The following is a 15,036-nucleotide window of genomic DNA, read 5'->3' as shown; positions in this document are numbered from 1 at the left end:
TTCAGGCGCCGGGCAGGATCACGGCGCGGCCGGTGATCTTCCCGGCGTGCAGGCGCTCGTAGGCGAGGGGCGCCTCGTCGATGCCGTACGTCTCGATGTGCACGTCCAGCTCGCCGAGCCGGCCCAGCGCGAGCACTTCGGCCAGCTCCGGGCGGGTGCCCCAGTACGGGACGGACGCGGTGACGCCGTACGGGACCCGCCCGGCCGCCAGGCCGAGCCGTCCGCCGCCGAGACCCACGACGGCGATCTCGCCCTCCTTCGCGACCGCCTTCGCGGCGGTCCTCAGCGTGGCGTCGTTCGCGACGAAGTCCAGCACCACCTCGGCGCCCAGACCGTCCGTCAGCTCCCGGATCCCGTCGGCCGCCCGCTCGTCGGAGAGCAGGGTGCGGTGCGCCCCGCAGGCGCGGGCGAGTGCCAGCTTCTCCTCGGCGACGTCCAGGGCGACGACCGTGGCAGCGCTCAGTGCACGCAGGATCTGCACCCCGAGGTGCCCGAGGCCGCCGACGCCGATGACCACCGCCGTACTGCCCGGAACCAGCCGGTGCAGGACCCTTTTGACGGCGTGGTACGGGGTGAGGCCGGCATCCGTGAGAGGCACCGCCCGCACCGGGTCGAGGCCGTCCAGCGGCACCAGGTGGCGGGCGGAGTCGACCAGGAGGTACTCGGCGATCGCGCCGGGCGCGCCGAGCCCCGGGGAGTGGATCCCCAGCCGCTCGGTGTGCGGGCAGTAGTTCTCCCGGCCCAGCGCACAGGTCCGGCAGGCACCGCAGCCCCATGCTCCGTGGACGGCGACCGCGTCACCCGTGCGCACTGCCTCGACGCCCGGCCCGAGAGCGGCGACGGTGCCCGCCGCCTCGTGGCCGAGGGTCAGGGGCAGCGGGAACCAGAGCCGGTCGGCCGGCAGGCCCATGATGACCTCGTCCGAGTGGCAGACCCCGGCCGCCTCGACCTTCACGACCACCTGGCCGGGGCCGGGTTCGGGATCGGGCACGGTCGTCACCGACGGGGGCTGCCCGGGGGTGTGGTACTGGAACGCCTTCATGGCGGTGCTCCTTGCTGGGGTGCGGCCCGCCCGTTCAGCGGGCGGTGTAGCCGCCGTCGACGAGTTGATGGCTGCCGGTGATGAAGTCCGCCCGGTCCGACAGCAGGAACGCCGTCAGTTCGGCGACGTCCTCCGCGGTGCCGAGCCGGCCCGCGGGATGCAGCGACGTCAGATAGGCGCGCTGCCGTTCGTCGGCGAAGGCCAGCAGCGGGGTGTCGACGAAGCCGGGGCCGACGGCGTTGACCCGGATGCCGCGGGACGCGTACTCCAGCGCGGCGGACCGGGTCAGGCCCACCACACCGTGCTTGGCCGCGGTGTACGCCGCGCCCGACGCCAGGCCGACCGCACCGGCGACCGACGCGACGTTGACGACGGCGCCGCCGCCCGCGGCGAGCAGGGCGGGGATCTCGTACCGCATCGAGTGGAACACCCCGTCGAGGTTGACGGAGACCACCTGGTGCCACTCCTCGGCCGTCAGCTCGCCGACCAGGCCCCGGGTGCCGGTGATGCCCGCGTTGTTGACGGCGAGGTGCAGCCCGCCGAAGCGCTCCGCACCGGCGGCGACCGCCGCGGCGACCGCGTCGGGGTCGGTGACGTCGCAGGACACCGCGAGCGCGCGGGCGCCGCCCGCGGTCAGTTCGGCGGCGGCTTCGGCGGCGGCCCGGCCGTCGCGGTCGGCGACGACCACCGCCGCACCGCCCGCGGCGAGCCGCCGGCAGACGGCCCGGCCGATCCCGGAGGCGCCACCGGTGACGAAGGCGGTACGGCCGTCGAACTCGCCGGTCATGGAGGTGGACACGGGAGATCCCCTAGCTGTCCCCGGCCACGACGGTGGCCGAGCCGTTGATGTACCGGATGCCGCGGATGCCGTCCCGGACCGACCGGTCGACGAGGTACTGGATGGAGACCGCGTCCACGATGGAGTGGAACGCCCCCTCTTCGGTGAAGTTGACGTTGGCCCCGGCGACCCGGATGAACATCACGGTGTCCTCCGTGTTGTCGTCGGGGGTGTAGAAGGTGTGCACCGAGCCGCCGGGTTCGTAGAGGTACGACCCCGCGGTCTGCGGGTCGTTTGGGTACTCCCGGTACAGCCAGCGGCCCCGGAGGGTCAGCACCTCCGCCGGGCCGGTGTGGTAGTGGATCGGGAAGGAGAAGCCGGGCGGGACGGTGGCGAGCAGCACCCAGGTGCCGCTCTCCAGGTCGAGCCGCAGCACCTTGACGTCCACCCCGGGGCCGAGGGAGTCCTTGACCGGCGGCAGTTCGTCGCCGTTGACCGTCAGGAGATCGTTCTGCGGCAGTGCGACGAGCGGGAGCCGGGAGCCGCTGGTGGTCGCGGCGATCGCGGGCGAGGGATGGGTGGGCACGGGCGGGTCCCTTCGTGCCGGAGGCGCCCGGCGGTCCGGCCGGGACGGTTCCGCCGGCGGTCGTGCGGGCGGCGTCGGCGGCGGTGATCGTGCGAACCGTCCGCCGGACGTGAAGACTCCGTCATCGTCTCCGCTGATCAGGGACCCGGGCTTGACATCAGGAGACAACTGTTTGACTTTTGGGGACATGTCGCTGATCCGTGGCACGTCCCTGCAGGGCTACTCCGAACTGGTCATGGCGCTGGGCGCGGACCCCGGGCCGCTGCTCGCCGCGGCCGGGATCCCCGCGGAAGCCGTCGGCCACCACGACCGGTTCGTCCGCTACCGGAGCGTGGTCACCGCGGTGGAGGCGGCGGCGGTGACCACCGGCGCCCCCGACTTCGGCCGCCGCCTCGCGCTCCGCCAGGGGCTGGACATCCTCGGACCGCTGGCCGCCGCCGCCCGTACCGCGCCCACCACCGGAGAGGCATTCCGCGCCGTCCACCGCTATCTGGCCCTCTACAGCCCGGCGATCGTCGCCCCCATCGACCGGATCCCCGGCACCGGCCACGTCCGGCTGAGGTTCGAGATCGCCGTCCCCGGGCTGCCCGCGCACCGGCAGATCACCGAACTGTCCGTCGCGGCCACGGTCCGGGCGTTCCGGATGGTCATCGGCCCCGACTTCGTCCCGCTCTCGGTTCATCTGCCGCACGACGCCCTGGCCCCGGAAGAGGAGTACCGCAACTACTTCACCTGCCCGGTGCGGTTCGCGGAGCCGTACGCCGGCTTTCTGCTCAGGGCCGACGACCTCGCCCGGCCGCTCCGTTCGGACAGCGCGGTGCACGAGGTGGTCCAGCAGTACCTGACCTCCCTGACCGGCGACTTCACCGGCGGCAGGGTCTCCGGGCCGGTGCGCACCCTGGTGCGCCGGCTGTTGCCCGCCGGCAATCTCGACCGCGATCTGATCGCCGGACACCTCTGTCTCCATCCGCGCACCCTCCAGCGGCGGCTCGCGGCCGAGGGGACCACCTTCGCCGCGCTCGTCGACGACGTCCGGCGCGAGGAGGCGGAGCGCTGGCTGCGCGATACGGACATGCCGATGGGGCGGCTGGCGGGACTGCTCGGCTACAGCGAACAGAGCGTTCTCACCCGCTCCTGCCACCGCTGGTTCGGGGTGTCGGGGACGCTTCACCGGCAGGCCCGCCGCTGACGTCCGGGCCCGTTCGACCGGCCCGCCGATACGGTCCCCCGGCCCGGGACACCCGGCCCGTCGAGCCAGGAAGTGAATAGTCGGTATCCCGTGAGATGGGGTGCGCTGCCCGGCATCGAACCACCTCACGGCTATTGACCGAGGTGTCGAGGTCGGCGAAAGTGAATTAAACATTCCGTCGCCGACGTCGCTGTGGCAGTGGGGTGGCCGGCGCATGCCCGGACGGCCCCGGCCCGCCCGCGTGCCCTCCCCTTCGCCGCCTCCCGTTTCCGCCTTCCTCCAGGATGGGTGTCCGCCATGTATCTGACCCAGTCCCTGCACCGTGCCGTACAGCGCATGCCGGACGAGACCATGACGATCTTCCGGGAGCGCCGTAGGTCGGTGCGGGAGGTACGGGAACGGGTCGCCCGGCTCGCGGGCGGGCTGCGCGGGCTCGGTGTCGCCGAGGGCGACCGGGTGGCGATCCTGGCCGGGAACTCCGACCGCTACCACGAGACCTTCTACGCCTCCTGGTGGATCGCGGCCGCCGTCACCCCCGTCAACCTCCGCTGGAGCCCGGTCGAGATCATCGCGGCGCTGAACGACTCCGGCGCGGGAGTGCTGCTGGTGGACGAGCCCTTCCTCGGCCTCCTGCCGCAACTGCGCGCGGGCTGCCCGGAGCTCCGGACCGTCGTCTACTGCGGCGAGGCGGCTGGTCCCCCCGGCACCCGGGACTACGAGGAGCTGATCGCGGAATCCGGTCCGGTCGAGGACGTCAGGGCCGGCGGCGACCGGCTCGCCGCCCTCGTCTACACCGGAGGCACCACGGGAGCGCCCAAGGGGGTCATGGTCAGCCACCGCTCCCTGCTCACCTCCGCCCTCGGCACCCTCGCCTCGGCCTCCACCTCGGTGCCGGGCGGCCGGATGCTGGTCTCGGCGCCCATGTTCCACATCGCGGCACTGGCCGGCTGGTCGGGACAGAACAGCATCGGCGGTTCCTTCGTCTTCCTCCCCGGTTTCCGGGCCGAAGCCGTGCTCCGGGCCCTGGAGGAGCACCGGATCACCAGCCTGCCCCTGGTGCCGACCATGCTCCAGACGCTCATCGACCACCCCGACGTGGGGGAGTACGACCTGACCTCGGTACGGCGGGTGAGCTACGGCGCCTCCGCGATCTCCGAATCGGTGCTGCGGCGTGCCATGGAGGTCTTCCCGGAAGCGGAGTTCTTCCAGGGGTACGGCATGACGGAGACCGCCATGATCACCCTCCTGGGCGGCGAGGACCACCGGGCCGGCGGGGCGCTGCTGCGCTCGGCGGGCCGCCCGCTCGCCCACTGCGAGGTGCGGATCGTCCGCCCCGACGGCACCGAGGCCCGGCGCGGCGAGGTCGGGGAGATCATCTGCCGGGGCGACCACCTCATGCTGGGCTACTGGAACCGGCCGGAGGAGACCGCCGCCGTACTGCGCGACGGCTGGATGCACACCGGCGACGGCGCCTTCATGGACGACGACGGCTACGTCTTCATCGCCGACCGCATCAAGGACATGATCATCACTGGTGGCGAGAACGTGTACTCCGGCGAGGTGGAGAACGCCCTGGCCGCCCATCCCTCCGTGGCCTCGTGCGCCGTCGTCGGACTGCCGGACGAGCAGTGGGGCGAACGCGTGCACGCCGACGTGGTGCTCAGGCCGGGGGCGGCGGCGACCGAGGAGGACCTGCAGGTGCACGTACGGAAGCTGATCGCCGGTTACAAGGTGCCCCGCAGCGTCGAGTTCGCCGAAGAGCTGCCGATGTCCGGCTCGGGGAAGATCCTCAAACGCGAACTCCGGGCCAGTAGGGCCTGCTAGCGGGGTCGCCGGGCGGGACGGGGAAACCCCTCCCGCCCTTTCGTGTCCCCCTGAGGTGAATCTCTGGTAACCATCACGATTCGTAGACGTGTCAGAGAAAGCCTTGTCAGAAGCCTTGTCGTGGCTTGTTTGTGATGCTTCCCTTTCGTTCTGGTGAGAGCGCCGGTCCGGTGGAGGGCCGGTAATGACCTGCGTGAGTCGTGCCCGCCGCCCCCCTTCCCGACTTCTTCGAGGGAGACCCCGTGACCATCCATGCGGACCGCACCACCGATCCCGCCTCCCCGGGCGGCGCCGTACCGCCGGCGGGCCGTCCGGCCGAGCGTCGCGGCTGGCTCGTCGTCTGGGCCCTGGTCCTCGTGCTCGTCATGAACTACGCGGACAAGATCATCACCAATATCGCCGGACCCGCGATCATGAAGGACCTGGGGATCGGCGAGGCCCGGTTCGGTGTCGTCCAGGCCAGCTTCTTCGCTCTCTTCGCCGTCGGCGGCATCGTCGGCGGCTGGCTGATGACCCGGGTGCGGCCGTGGATCCTGCTGCTGGTCATCATGGTGATCTGGTCCCTCAGCCTGCTCCCGATGGGCTGGCAGGTGGGCTTCGGCACCCTGGTGGCGATGCGCGTCGTGCTCGGCTTCGCCGAAGGGCCGACGACGGCGCTGGCCATGTACATCGCGCACACCTGGTTCCCGCCGGAGAAGCGGGCGCTCCCCAGCTCCGTGATCATCGCGGGCGCCAACGTCGGCGCCGTGGTCGGCGCCCCCACGCTGACGTGGATCGTCACCGACCACTCCTGGAACGCCGCCTTCGTCGCCCTGGCCGTGGCAGGTCTGGTGGTGGCCGGCATCTGGCTGGCCGTGGGCCGGGAGGGGAACCAGGGCGGCGCCGGTGCGCATGCCGCCGGGAGCGTACTGCCGGACCGGGTTCCCCTGCGGGCGGCCCTCACCACGGCCTCGCTGATCGGCATCTCCGTGATGTTCTTCGCGGCCTACGCCTCGACCTCGCTCAAGGTCACATGGCTGAAGCCCTATCTGGAGCAGGGGCTCGGCTACGAGGCCCGGACCGCGGGCAATCTGACCGCCCTGCCCTATCTCGGTGGGATGGTCGCCGTCATCGCCATCGGCTTCGTCTCCGCTGCTCTGACCCGGCGGGGCGTGAGCAGCAGGATGTCCCGGGGCGTCCTGGGGTCCTCCCTGGTGATCGCCGCCGGGGTGCTGCACCTCGCCTGGGCGCCGTTGGACGCGGGACCGCTGCACATGGTGCTGCTGGTGCTCAGCGCCTGCATGGGGTCCGCGGGATACGGCGCCACGTTCGCCGCGATCAGCGATGTCGCCCCGCTGAAGCAGCGCGGAGTCGTCCTGGCGGCCGTGACCGCGGTCTACGGCGTGGGCGGCTTCCTGGCGCCGCTGGTCCTCGGCGGCATCGTCGAGAACGCCGCCACCAAGGCCGCCGGCTACGCCACCGGCTTCACCCTGGTCGGGGTCGTGCTGATCGTCGGCGGACTGGTCGGAATGCTGATGATCAACCCCGAGCGGGACGCGGCCAAGCTCGCCGCCATCGCCGCCGAGGCCCCCGCGCCCCCCTCCGCCCCTGCCGATGGGGTTCCGGGCAAGGAGTGACCGTGCGAGGGGGGCTTGTCCACCACCCTTGAACATGACATGCATCAAAGTTAGCGAATCTTCACTTATGGTTCGTTGGTGCCTACTCTGTCAGGAGATTGATTCCTAATAGCAGGTACGAAAGATTCCCTCGGAAGTCGGAGCACCCCATGCGTGACGCAGTCATCGTCGAGGCCGTCCGGACCCCGGTCGGCAAACGCGCCGGAGCGCTCTCCGGCATCCATCCGGTGGACCTCTCCGCCCATGTCCTGACCGCCCTGACCGGACGCGTCGGACTGGACCCGGCGGACCTGGACGACGTGGTCTGGGGGTGCGTCAGCCAGATCGGCGAACAGGCATCCAACGTCGGCCGGTACGCGGTGCTGGCGGCGGGCTGGCCCGAGGAGATCCCCGGGGTGACCGTCGACCGGGCCTGCGGCTCCTCGCAGCAGGCCGTGCACTTCGCGGCCGGTCTGGTGGTGGCCGGGCAGTACGACATCGTGATCGCCGGGGGCGTCGAGTCGATGAGCCGGGTCCCGATCGGCGCCGCGCGCAAAGCCGTCGAGTACGGCAGGCCCTTCGGACCCGCGGTCCGCGAGCGGTACGGCGTGGAGGAGTTCAACCAGGGGCTGGGCGCCGAGCTGATCGCCGAACGGTACGGGTTCAGCCGTACCCGGCTCGACGAACTCGCCCTGGAATCGCACGACAAGGCCGCCCGCGCCACGGCGGAAGGGCGTTTCGACGCACAGATCGCACCCGTGGCCACGCGGGCCGCCGACGGCTCCGAGCAGCGGGTCACCGCCGACGAGGGCATCCGTACCGGATCCACCCCGGAGAAGCTGGCCGCCCTCGCCACCCCGTTCAAGGAGAACGGCGTGATCAGCGCGGGGAACTCCTCGCAGATCTCGGACGGTGCCGCGGCGCTCCTGATCACCACCGGTGAGATCGCCGCGCGCCGCGGCTGGCGACCGCTGGCCCGGGTGCACACCGCCGTCGTCACCGGTGCCGACCCGATCACGATGGCCCTCGGCCCCGCCCCGGCGACCGCCAAGGCCCTCAAGAAGGCCGGTCTGTCGATCGACGACATCGGGGCCTTCGAGATCAACGAGGCGTTCGCCCCGGTCACCGCCGCCTGGCTGGCGGAGACCGGGGCGGACGGCGCGCGCATGAACCCCCTCGGCGGGGCGATGGCGATCGGCCATCCCCTCGGGGCCTCCGGTGCCCGGTTGATGACCACCCTGGTCCACCACATGCGGGACAACGGGATCCGTTACGGCCTCCAGTCCATGTGCGAGGCGGGCGGCATGGCCAACGCCACCGTCGTCGAACTGCTCTGACGGGCCGACCGCCCGGAGAGCGGCGGGAGGGGGTGCCACCGATCCGGTGGCACCCCCTCCCGCGCGTCCTTCAGAGCCCCAGGTCCTTGGCGATGATCGTCTTCATGACCTCGCTGGTGCCGCCGTAGATCCGGGAGACCCGGGTGTCCGCGTACAGCCGGGCGATCGGATACTCCGTCATGTAGCCGTAGCCACCGTGCAACTGGAGGCAGGCGTCGACGACCCGCCCGGCGACCTCCGTACCGAAGAGTTTGATCCGGGCGGCCTCCGCGGCCGTCAGTTCGCCGGCGTCGTCCAGCTCGACGCCCCGGTCGGCCAGGGCCTCGGCCGCCCGGAACTCCGCCTCGCAGGCCGCCAGGGTGAACTTGGTGTTCTGGAAGTCGGCGACCCGGCTGCCGAAGACCCGGCGCTCCTTGACGTACTCCGTGGCGAACCGGATCGCGGCCCGCGCCTGGGCCACGCCGGCCACCCCGATCGACAGCCGCTCCCGCGGCAGGTTCTGCGACAGATACCCGAAGGCCCGGCCCTCGTCCCCGAGCCGGTTCGCCACCGGCACCCGGACGTCGCTGAAGGAGAGCTCCGCGGTGTCCATGCTGTGCCGGCCGATCTTCTCCAGCTTCCGGCCGACCGCGAAGCCCTCGCTGCGGGACTCGACGCAGAGGATCGTCAGCCCGGCCCGGCGGTCCCCGGGGTCGTGGGGCGAGGTCCGGCAGACCACCAGCACCAGATCGGCCACCGCACCGCCGGTGATGAACGTCTTGGCCCCGTTGAGCACGTAGTGGCCGCCGTCCGCCGACAGCCGGGCCGTGGTCCTGATCCCCGCCAGATCCGATCCGGTGCCCGGCTCGGTCATCGCGATGGCCAGCAGGACGTCCCCGGAGGCGCAGCCCGGCAGCCAGCGCCCCCGCTGCTCCTCGTTCGCGAGCCGCAGCAGATAGGGCAGCACCACACCGGTGTTGACGTGGTGGTGGCCGATGGAGGCGGCGGCCAGTGCCACCTCCTCGTGGATGACCGCCTGGAAGCGGTAGCTCGCGGGCCCGGTGCCGCCGTACTCCTCGGGGATGTCGAAACCAAGGGCCCCGATCTCCGCCAGGCCCTTGAAGACCGAGCGGGGGACCTGCCCGGCCCGCTCCCACTCGTGGAGGTGGGGGACGGCCTTCTCGGCGATGAAGTCCCGGACGGTCGCCCGGAACGCCTCGTGCTCGGGGCCGTAGAGGGTGCGCCTCATACCCGCGCTCCGTCGACGACGAGGCACTGGCCGGAGACGTAGTCGGTCTCCGGGAGGCAGAGCGCGTAGACGGCGCCCGCGGCCTCCTCTGGGGTGCCGGGCCGCCCCAGGGGAATGACCTTCGCGGCCATGGCGGCCTTCTCCGGATTGAGACCGACCTTGATGTCCCGGCCGTCGATGGAGAGCGTCGCGTTGTCGGCGGCCGTGACCTCGGTCATCCGGGTCAGGACGAAGCCGAAGGCCACGGCGTTCACGTTGACCCCGTAGCGGCCCCACTCCTTGGCCAGCGTCTTGGTCAGGCCGATCATGCCCGCCTTGGCCGCTGCGTAGTTCGCCTGGCCGAGGTTGCCGTAGTAGCCGCTGGTCGAGGAGATGTTGACGACCTTGCGGTGGTACGGGACGGGGTTGGCCCGGAAGTGCGGCAGGGCCGCGCGCAGGATCTTGAACGAAGCGGTCAGATGGACGTCCAGGACCGTGTGCCACTGCTCGTCGGTCATCTTCTGGATGACGGTGTCCCAGGTGTAGCCCGCGTTGTTGACGACGATGTCGAGGCCGCCGAAGGTGTCGACGGCGGTGCCGGTGAAGCGTTCGGCGAAGCCCTCGTCGGTGACCGACCCGACGCAGACCGCCGCCTTCCCGCCTGCGGCTTCGATCGCCGCGACCGTCTCCGCGGTGGGTCCGGCGTCCAGGTCGTTGACGACCACCGACGCGCCCTCGGAAGCCAGCTTGAGGGCGATCGCCCGCCCGATGCCCCGGCCCGACCCGGAGACGATCGCGACCCTGCCGTCCATGGTTCCCATCCCGACCGACCCTCTCTATTGGTTATGACAGATTAACTTTTTATGCGAACGTCCCTAGTGTCAAGAGGTAGAAGCAGCTAGCTTGGGTGAGGAGAGATTCGCGATCAACGGTAGATCCGGCAAGGAGATCCCATGCGTGACGCAGTCGTCGTCGATGCGGTGCGAACCGCGGTCGGCAAGCGGAACGGTTCGCTCGCCCAGCAGCACTCCGCCTCGCTGTCGGCCCGTGTGCTGAACGCGCTGGTGGACCGGACGGGGCTGGACCCCGCCCTGGTCGACGACGTGATCTGGGGCTGTGCGGGTACGGTCGGCATGCAGACCGGCTGCGTCGGCCGCGCCGCCGTACTCGCCGCGGGCTGGCCCGAATCCGTGCCCGGCGTGACCGTCGACCGGCAGTGCGGCTCCTCGCAGCAGGCCGTGCACCAGGCCGCCGCCGGAGTGGTCTCGGGACAGTACGACGTGGCCGTGGCCGGCGGTGTGGAGGTCATGAGCAGGATCCCCCTCGGCACCACCCGCCTCGACGGCACCTTCGGCGAGCCCTTCGGCCCCGACGTCTGGAAGCGGTACGACAACGTCCGCTTCAACCAGGGCATGGGCGCCCAACTGATCGCCGACGAATACGGCATCACCCGCACCGAGATGGACCAGCACGGTCTGGACTCCCACGCCCGCGCCGCCCGCGCCGTCGACGAGGGCCGCTTCAAGGACCAGGTCGTGCCGGTCACCGTCACCGGACCGGACGGCGCGGAACGCGTCTTCGACACCGACGAGGGCATCCGCCGGGGCTCCACCGCGGAGACCCTCGCCGCCCTCAAGCCCGCCTTCGGCGAAGGCGGTTCGATCACCGCGGGCAACGCCTCCCAGGTCTCCGACGGCACCGGTGCCCTGCTCATCACCACCAGCGAGATCGCCCGCGCCCGGGGTTGGCGCCCGATGGCCCGCATCCACACCGCCGTCCTCGCCGGAACCGACCCGGTGACCATGCTCAAGGGGCCGATCCCCGCCACCGCCAAGGCCCTGAAGAAGGCCGGTCTGTCGATCGACGACATCGGTGTCTTCGAGATCAACGAGGCGTTCGCCTCCGTCACCCTCGCCTGGCTGCGGGAGACCGGCGCGGACTACGGGAAGATGAACCCCCTCGGCGGGGCGATGGCGATCGGCCACCCCATCGGCGGCTCCGGCGCCCGCATCATGACCACCCTGGTCCACCACATGCGGGACAACGGCATCCGCTACGGCCTCCAGTCCATGTGCGAGGGCGGCGGCATGGCCAACGCCACGATCCTCGAACTCCTCTGAAACCGCGGGGACGCAACGCCCCGCGCACCGCGCAGCCCGAACCGTGCACTCCGTCTGCCCACCCGGCTCCCGCACCCGGCCACGGGCCCGATCCGAGCACCCGACCCGCGGCCCCGGGCCCGCCCGGCCGCACAGGAAGAAGGGGGGGCGGACCCATCACGACGACACCCCGGAACAGCCCCGCCGCACGCGCCGACGCGGGCGGCGGGCCCGGACCGGGCGGGGAAGCCACCCGCCGGACCGGCCCACGGTCCGTGGCAGGCCCCGCGGCGGACTCCGCCCATCTGCTCGGCTTCCTCACCCTGGAGCGGTCCGGACCCGACCTCTTCCACGGCCGGTGCCACGTCGGCCTGCCCCGCCGGGCCTTCGGCGGACAGGTCGCCGCGCAGGCGCTGACCGCGGCCGGACGCACCGTCGAAGGACCCCGTCGGGCGCACTCCCTGCACGGCTACTTCCTGCGCGGCGGAAACCCCGGACGGCCCATCACCTACGCGGTGGAACGGCTGAGGGACGGGCACAGCTACGCCTCCCGGCGGGTCACCGCCGTCCAGGACGGCGAGGTGATCTTCACCCTCTCCGCCTCCTTCAAGCTCCCCGAGGACCTGCCCGGCCGCCAGCTCTCCGTACCGCCGACCACTCCGCCCGAAGACCTGCCGAACGCCTTCCGCAACTGGGCCGCGCTCGACCCCGAGGGATTCGAGCAGTTCGAGATCGGCCGGGTGCTCGACGTCCGCGTCGCGCCGGTGACCTGGCTGAGCCGGGCCGGAGGCACCGAACAGCGGCTGTGGATCCGGGCCGTCGAGACCCTCCCGGACACCCCCCTGGTCCATATGTGCGCCCTGACCTACGCCTCGGACCTGATGCTCGCGCCCGTGGCGGCGCTCGACGTGGAGACACCCGGGCCGCTGCGCGAGGGGCCGGGCTCCTCCCTGAACTTCCTGACCTCCCTCGACCACGCGGTCTGGTTCCACCGGCCGTTCCGTGCCGACGACTGGCTGCTGGTCGTCCAGCGCGGCCCCACCGCGGGCGACGGCCGGGGCCTGGTGCACGGCGAGTTCTGGACCCGCGACGGGGAACTCGTCGCCTCCGTGGTCCAGGAGACGGTGCTGCGCCCCCGCCGGACCCGCTGACCTCCGACGCGAACGAGAACGGGGCCGGGGGCCCGTACCGTCCGATCGGCGTCAGCCGACGACCCCCGCGGCCGGCGGGCCCGCCAGCTCCTCGGCGCCGGTCCCCACCTCCGTCAGCACCTCGTCGGTGTCGCTGCCCGTCGGCCCCGCCGGACGCGGCTCTGCCGACGGCGTGCCCAGGAAGCGGGGCGCGGTCCCCGGCTCGGGGAAGCCGTCGGGGGTGATCCGGTACGTGCCGCGGCCCGCGTTGTGCGGATGCCGGGCCGTCTCCGTCCAGTCCAGTAAGGGCGTCCCGCGGGCGGGTCGCGAACACCTCCGCGAGCCGTGCGGCCATCCCCGGCCACGCCCTGCGGTCGTGCTGCTCCGCGAAGAGCGGATCGTCGGTGAGCCCAAGGACCCGCAGCGTGGCGGCGTAGGACTGCGGTTCCACACAGCCGACCGCCAGGTGCCGGCCGTCCGCGCAGCAGTAGGTGCGGTAGAAGGGTGCGGCACCGTCGAAGAGGTTGCTCCCGCGGCCCTCGGTCCAGCGCCCGGTCCGCAGCAGCCCCTGGAGCAGGGCGAGCTGTATGGCGGTGCCGTCGGTCATGGCCGCGTCCACCACCTGGCCCCGGCCGGTGACCCGCGCCGAGTACAGGGCGGCGCTGATGCCGAGGGCCAAACCCTTCGATCAGGGCGTCGGCGCCGTCGATCAGCTTGCGGACGACGGCGATGCCCCGGGGGTCCTAAGGAACCCGCCCGCCGGACCAGGGTCCGACGGGCGGGCGTGAGGGTTTTGAGGGTGAGGCTCAGTCCCCGCAGCGGCCCCGGGAGCGGTTGCGGGGATCGCCGTCGCGGCGGAGGTGCACCACGGTCGCGCGGGGAACGTGGCGGCGGGGGCCGGCTATCGGAGGGTGCGGAGGAAGATGTCCGTTTTGCCGTTGGTGTCGTTGGGCACGATGCCCTCGGCCGCGGACTCGAAGACGACGTGGCGTCCGCCGGTGCTGACGGCGTCGACCCCGGCCGAGGCGGGTCGATCGGTGACGGTCTCGTCGGTGCCTGTCTCCAGGTCGCGCAGCGCGAGCGGTGCCGGTCCGGTCGTGCCGGACGGGGTGTGCAGCAGGTAGCGGCCGGTGGGGTCGATGGCCACGCCCTTGACGCCGGGTACCGGCAGGGCGGTACCGGAGGCGACGTCGTGGACGTAGGTGTCGGGGCCCGAGCGGTAGACGACCTTGCTGCCGTCGTCACTGAGCTGGACGAGTTCGGCGGCCTTGCCCGGGCCCTCGATCGGGCCGGCGGGGGTGTTGTCGGCCCAGTCCCACAGGAAGACGTCCCGCTCCCCGCCGTCCTGGTAGGCGAGCCGGGTGCCGTCGCTGCTGATGGAGGGTCGGGACGGTGCGGTGTTGTGGATGACGTCGACGGTCTGCAAGTTGCCGGTGTCCGGATTGCTGACCTCGATGCGCTGGTTGGTCTCCGGGTGCCTGAAGGTGACGCTGAACGCCTGGTGGCGGTCGTTCGAGCCCATGGTCGCCTCGCAGCTCCGGAGCGAGCAGGTGTAGGCCGCTGACCATCCCACGCTCAGGTGGTGCTGGTAGAGGGCCGTGTTGTTGAACCTGGGTCCCAGATAGGCGAGGACCTGCCCGTCGCTGCTGAGCATCGGCGGCGCCAGCGGATATCCGCCGAACTGCCTGTTCTGACCCGTCGCCAGCTCGCGGACGAACACCTCCTCGGTCCTCCCCGTGTCGCCCGGGGTGAGGTTGTTCGCGTACGAGGAGAAGACGACGCGGTGGCCGGCGGGTGTGATCGACGCGTCGGAGGAGTCGTCGTTGGCCTGAGTGCCCTCGGCCGCGACGCTGACCCTCTCGACACCGGTCTGGCGGACGCCCCACGCGTCCCCGGGGTCGGCCGAGGCGGCGCCAGGCGGTAACGCTGTGATCGTGCAGACGGCGACGGCACTCAGGGCGACGCGCCCACGTCTGATGGTGCTCCGGTTCGTGCTCCCTCTCATGTTCCCCCCAGGAGGTTTCCGCCTCCGGCGCCCTGCCGGAAGGCCACCAGCATGCAACCGCGACGGCGCCGTGCGGTCAATGCGTCCACGCGCCCCGGAGAAACAGGGAAGTGCAGCGGACTTCCGGACCCGACCCAGGGCGTGTCTTATGGATCTTGCCGGGCTCGCGTGCCCTGGCACCGCTCCCCCTGGGCCTTCGGCCCGGGAGGTACCCCCACGCCGCGTTCTCGTCGGTCACCGACGG

Annotated in this window: 13 protein-coding genes and 1 pseudogene; 6 read left to right on the top strand and 8 right to left on the bottom strand. The window is 71.8% G+C overall.

Annotated elements, in window-relative coordinates; genetic code table 11:
* Position 1: 1 nt before the first annotated feature.
* From AB0E05_RS34995 to AB0E05_RS34985, 3 genes are read right to left on the bottom strand one after another with little or no spacing between them, the layout of a single operon-like run.
* Positions 2-1,042, bottom strand: coding sequence for an NAD(P)-dependent alcohol dehydrogenase (locus AB0E05_RS34995; RefSeq protein ID WP_361971355.1), 1,041 nt, complete (start codon positions 1,040-1,042; stop codon positions 2-4).
* A 34-nt stretch (positions 1,043-1,076) separates the two neighbouring features.
* Positions 1,077-1,829 (bottom strand): SDR family NAD(P)-dependent oxidoreductase, encoded by a 753-nt coding sequence (locus AB0E05_RS34990; protein ID WP_361971395.1) that lies wholly within the window; start codon positions 1,827-1,829, stop codon positions 1,077-1,079.
* Between the two features lie 22 nt (positions 1,830-1,851).
* Positions 1,852-2,406 carry a 2,4'-dihydroxyacetophenone dioxygenase family protein gene (locus tag AB0E05_RS34985; protein ID WP_361971353.1) on the bottom strand — a complete coding sequence of 185 codons (555 nt, stop codon included), beginning with the start codon at positions 2,404-2,406 and terminating at the stop codon, positions 1,852-1,854.
* A gap of 187 nt (positions 2,407-2,593) precedes the next feature.
* Here AB0E05_RS34985 and AB0E05_RS34980 point away from each other — a divergent pair, with 187 nt between their 5' ends.
* The 4 genes from AB0E05_RS34980 to AB0E05_RS34965 all read left to right on the top strand — a co-directional run bounded on the left by AB0E05_RS34980 (position 2,594) and on the right by AB0E05_RS34965 (position 8,351).
* Positions 2,594-3,595: an AraC family transcriptional regulator gene (locus AB0E05_RS34980; protein WP_361971351.1), complete on the top strand. Its 1,002-nt coding sequence runs from the start codon at positions 2,594-2,596 to the stop codon at positions 3,593-3,595.
* Positions 3,596-3,892: 297 nt separating this feature from the next.
* Positions 3,893-5,419, top strand: a complete 1,527-nt coding sequence (locus AB0E05_RS34975) for a long-chain fatty acid--CoA ligase (RefSeq protein WP_361971349.1) — start codon at positions 3,893-3,895, stop codon at positions 5,417-5,419.
* Between the two features lie 242 nt (positions 5,420-5,661).
* The gene (locus AB0E05_RS34970) at positions 5,662-7,035 is read left to right on the top strand and encodes an MFS transporter (RefSeq protein ID WP_361971347.1); all 1,374 of its coding nucleotides are present in this window, start codon (positions 5,662-5,664) and stop codon (positions 7,033-7,035) included.
* A gap of 149 nt (positions 7,036-7,184) precedes the next feature.
* Entirely contained in the window at positions 7,185-8,351 is a 1,167-nt protein-coding gene (locus AB0E05_RS34965; RefSeq protein ID WP_361971345.1) for an acetyl-CoA C-acyltransferase, read from the top strand.
* Between the two features lie 70 nt (positions 8,352-8,421).
* On the opposite strand, the gene AB0E05_RS34960 is transcribed toward AB0E05_RS34965, so the two are convergent.
* Entirely contained in the window at positions 8,422-9,579 is a 1,158-nt protein-coding gene (locus AB0E05_RS34960) for an acyl-CoA dehydrogenase family protein (protein ID WP_361971344.1), read from the bottom strand.
* Positions 9,576-10,370 (bottom strand): SDR family oxidoreductase, encoded by a 795-nt coding sequence (locus AB0E05_RS34955; protein WP_361971342.1) that lies wholly within the window; start codon positions 10,368-10,370, stop codon positions 9,576-9,578. The genes AB0E05_RS34960 and AB0E05_RS34955 overlap by 4 nt, the downstream gene beginning before the upstream one ends.
* 141 nt (positions 10,371-10,511) lie before the next feature.
* On the opposite strand from AB0E05_RS34955, the gene AB0E05_RS34950 reads away from it, so the two are divergent.
* Positions 10,512-11,678 carry a thiolase family protein gene (locus AB0E05_RS34950; protein ID WP_361971340.1) on the top strand — a complete coding sequence of 389 codons (1,167 nt, stop codon included), beginning with the start codon at positions 10,512-10,514 and terminating at the stop codon, positions 11,676-11,678.
* A gap of 254 nt (positions 11,679-11,932) precedes the next feature.
* Positions 11,933-12,808: an acyl-CoA thioesterase II gene (locus AB0E05_RS34945; protein WP_361971338.1), complete on the top strand. Its 876-nt coding sequence runs from the start codon at positions 11,933-11,935 to the stop codon at positions 12,806-12,808.
* Between the two features lie 51 nt (positions 12,809-12,859).
* Here the strand turns inward: AB0E05_RS34945 and AB0E05_RS34940 are convergent, their stop codons facing one another.
* The 3 genes and pseudogenes from AB0E05_RS34940 to AB0E05_RS34930 all read right to left on the bottom strand — a co-directional run bounded on the left by AB0E05_RS34940 (position 12,860) and on the right by AB0E05_RS34930 (position 14,792).
* Positions 12,860-13,201, bottom strand: a complete 342-nt coding sequence (locus tag AB0E05_RS34940; RefSeq protein WP_361971336.1) for a hypothetical protein — start codon at positions 13,199-13,201, stop codon at positions 12,860-12,862.
* Positions 13,152-13,406: pseudogene (locus AB0E05_RS34935) on the bottom strand (CoA transferase); the annotation flags it as partial. The gene AB0E05_RS34940 and the pseudogene AB0E05_RS34935, both read right to left, overlap by 50 nt.
* A gap of 282 nt (positions 13,407-13,688) precedes the next feature.
* On the bottom strand, positions 13,689-14,792 hold the full coding sequence (locus tag AB0E05_RS34930) for a hypothetical protein (RefSeq protein ID WP_361971334.1): 1,104 nt from the start codon (positions 14,790-14,792) through the stop codon (positions 13,689-13,691).
* Positions 14,793-15,036 lie beyond the last annotated feature (244 nt).

Origin of the sequence: Streptomyces sp. NPDC048057, from assembly GCF_040653095.1 — a bacterium.
Classification (GTDB): Bacteria; Actinomycetota; Actinomycetes; order Streptomycetales; family Streptomycetaceae; genus Streptomyces.
Note: the sequence above shows the minus strand (reverse complement) of the source record. Positions and strands in the feature narration are given on the sequence as shown.

Bases quoted from the DNA above. Each gene is read 5' to 3' on its own strand.
- AB0E05_RS34995 (WP_361971355.1), bottom strand. From the start codon at position 1,042: ATGAAGGCGTTCCAGTACCACACCCCCGGGCAGCCCCCGTCGGTGACG.
- AB0E05_RS34990 (WP_361971395.1), bottom strand. From the start codon at position 1,829: ATGACCGGCGAGTTCGACGGCCGTACCGCCTTCGTCACCGGTGGCGCC.
- AB0E05_RS34980 (WP_361971351.1), top strand. From the start codon at position 2,594: ATGTCGCTGATCCGTGGCACGTCCCTGCAGGGCTACTCCGAACTGGTC.
- AB0E05_RS34975 (WP_361971349.1), top strand. From the start codon at position 3,893: ATGTATCTGACCCAGTCCCTGCACCGTGCCGTACAGCGCATGCCGGAC.
- AB0E05_RS34965 (WP_361971345.1), top strand. From the start codon at position 7,185: ATGCGTGACGCAGTCATCGTCGAGGCCGTCCGGACCCCGGTCGGCAAA.
- AB0E05_RS34960 (WP_361971344.1), bottom strand. From the start codon at position 9,579: ATGAGGCGCACCCTCTACGGCCCCGAGCACGAGGCGTTCCGGGCGACC.
- AB0E05_RS34955 (WP_361971342.1), bottom strand. From the start codon at position 10,370: ATGGACGGCAGGGTCGCGATCGTCTCCGGGTCGGGCCGGGGCATCGGG.
- AB0E05_RS34950 (WP_361971340.1), top strand. From the start codon at position 10,512: ATGCGTGACGCAGTCGTCGTCGATGCGGTGCGAACCGCGGTCGGCAAG.
- AB0E05_RS34930 (WP_361971334.1), bottom strand. From the start codon at position 14,792: ATGAGAGGGAGCACGAACCGGAGCACCATCAGACGTGGGCGCGTCGCC.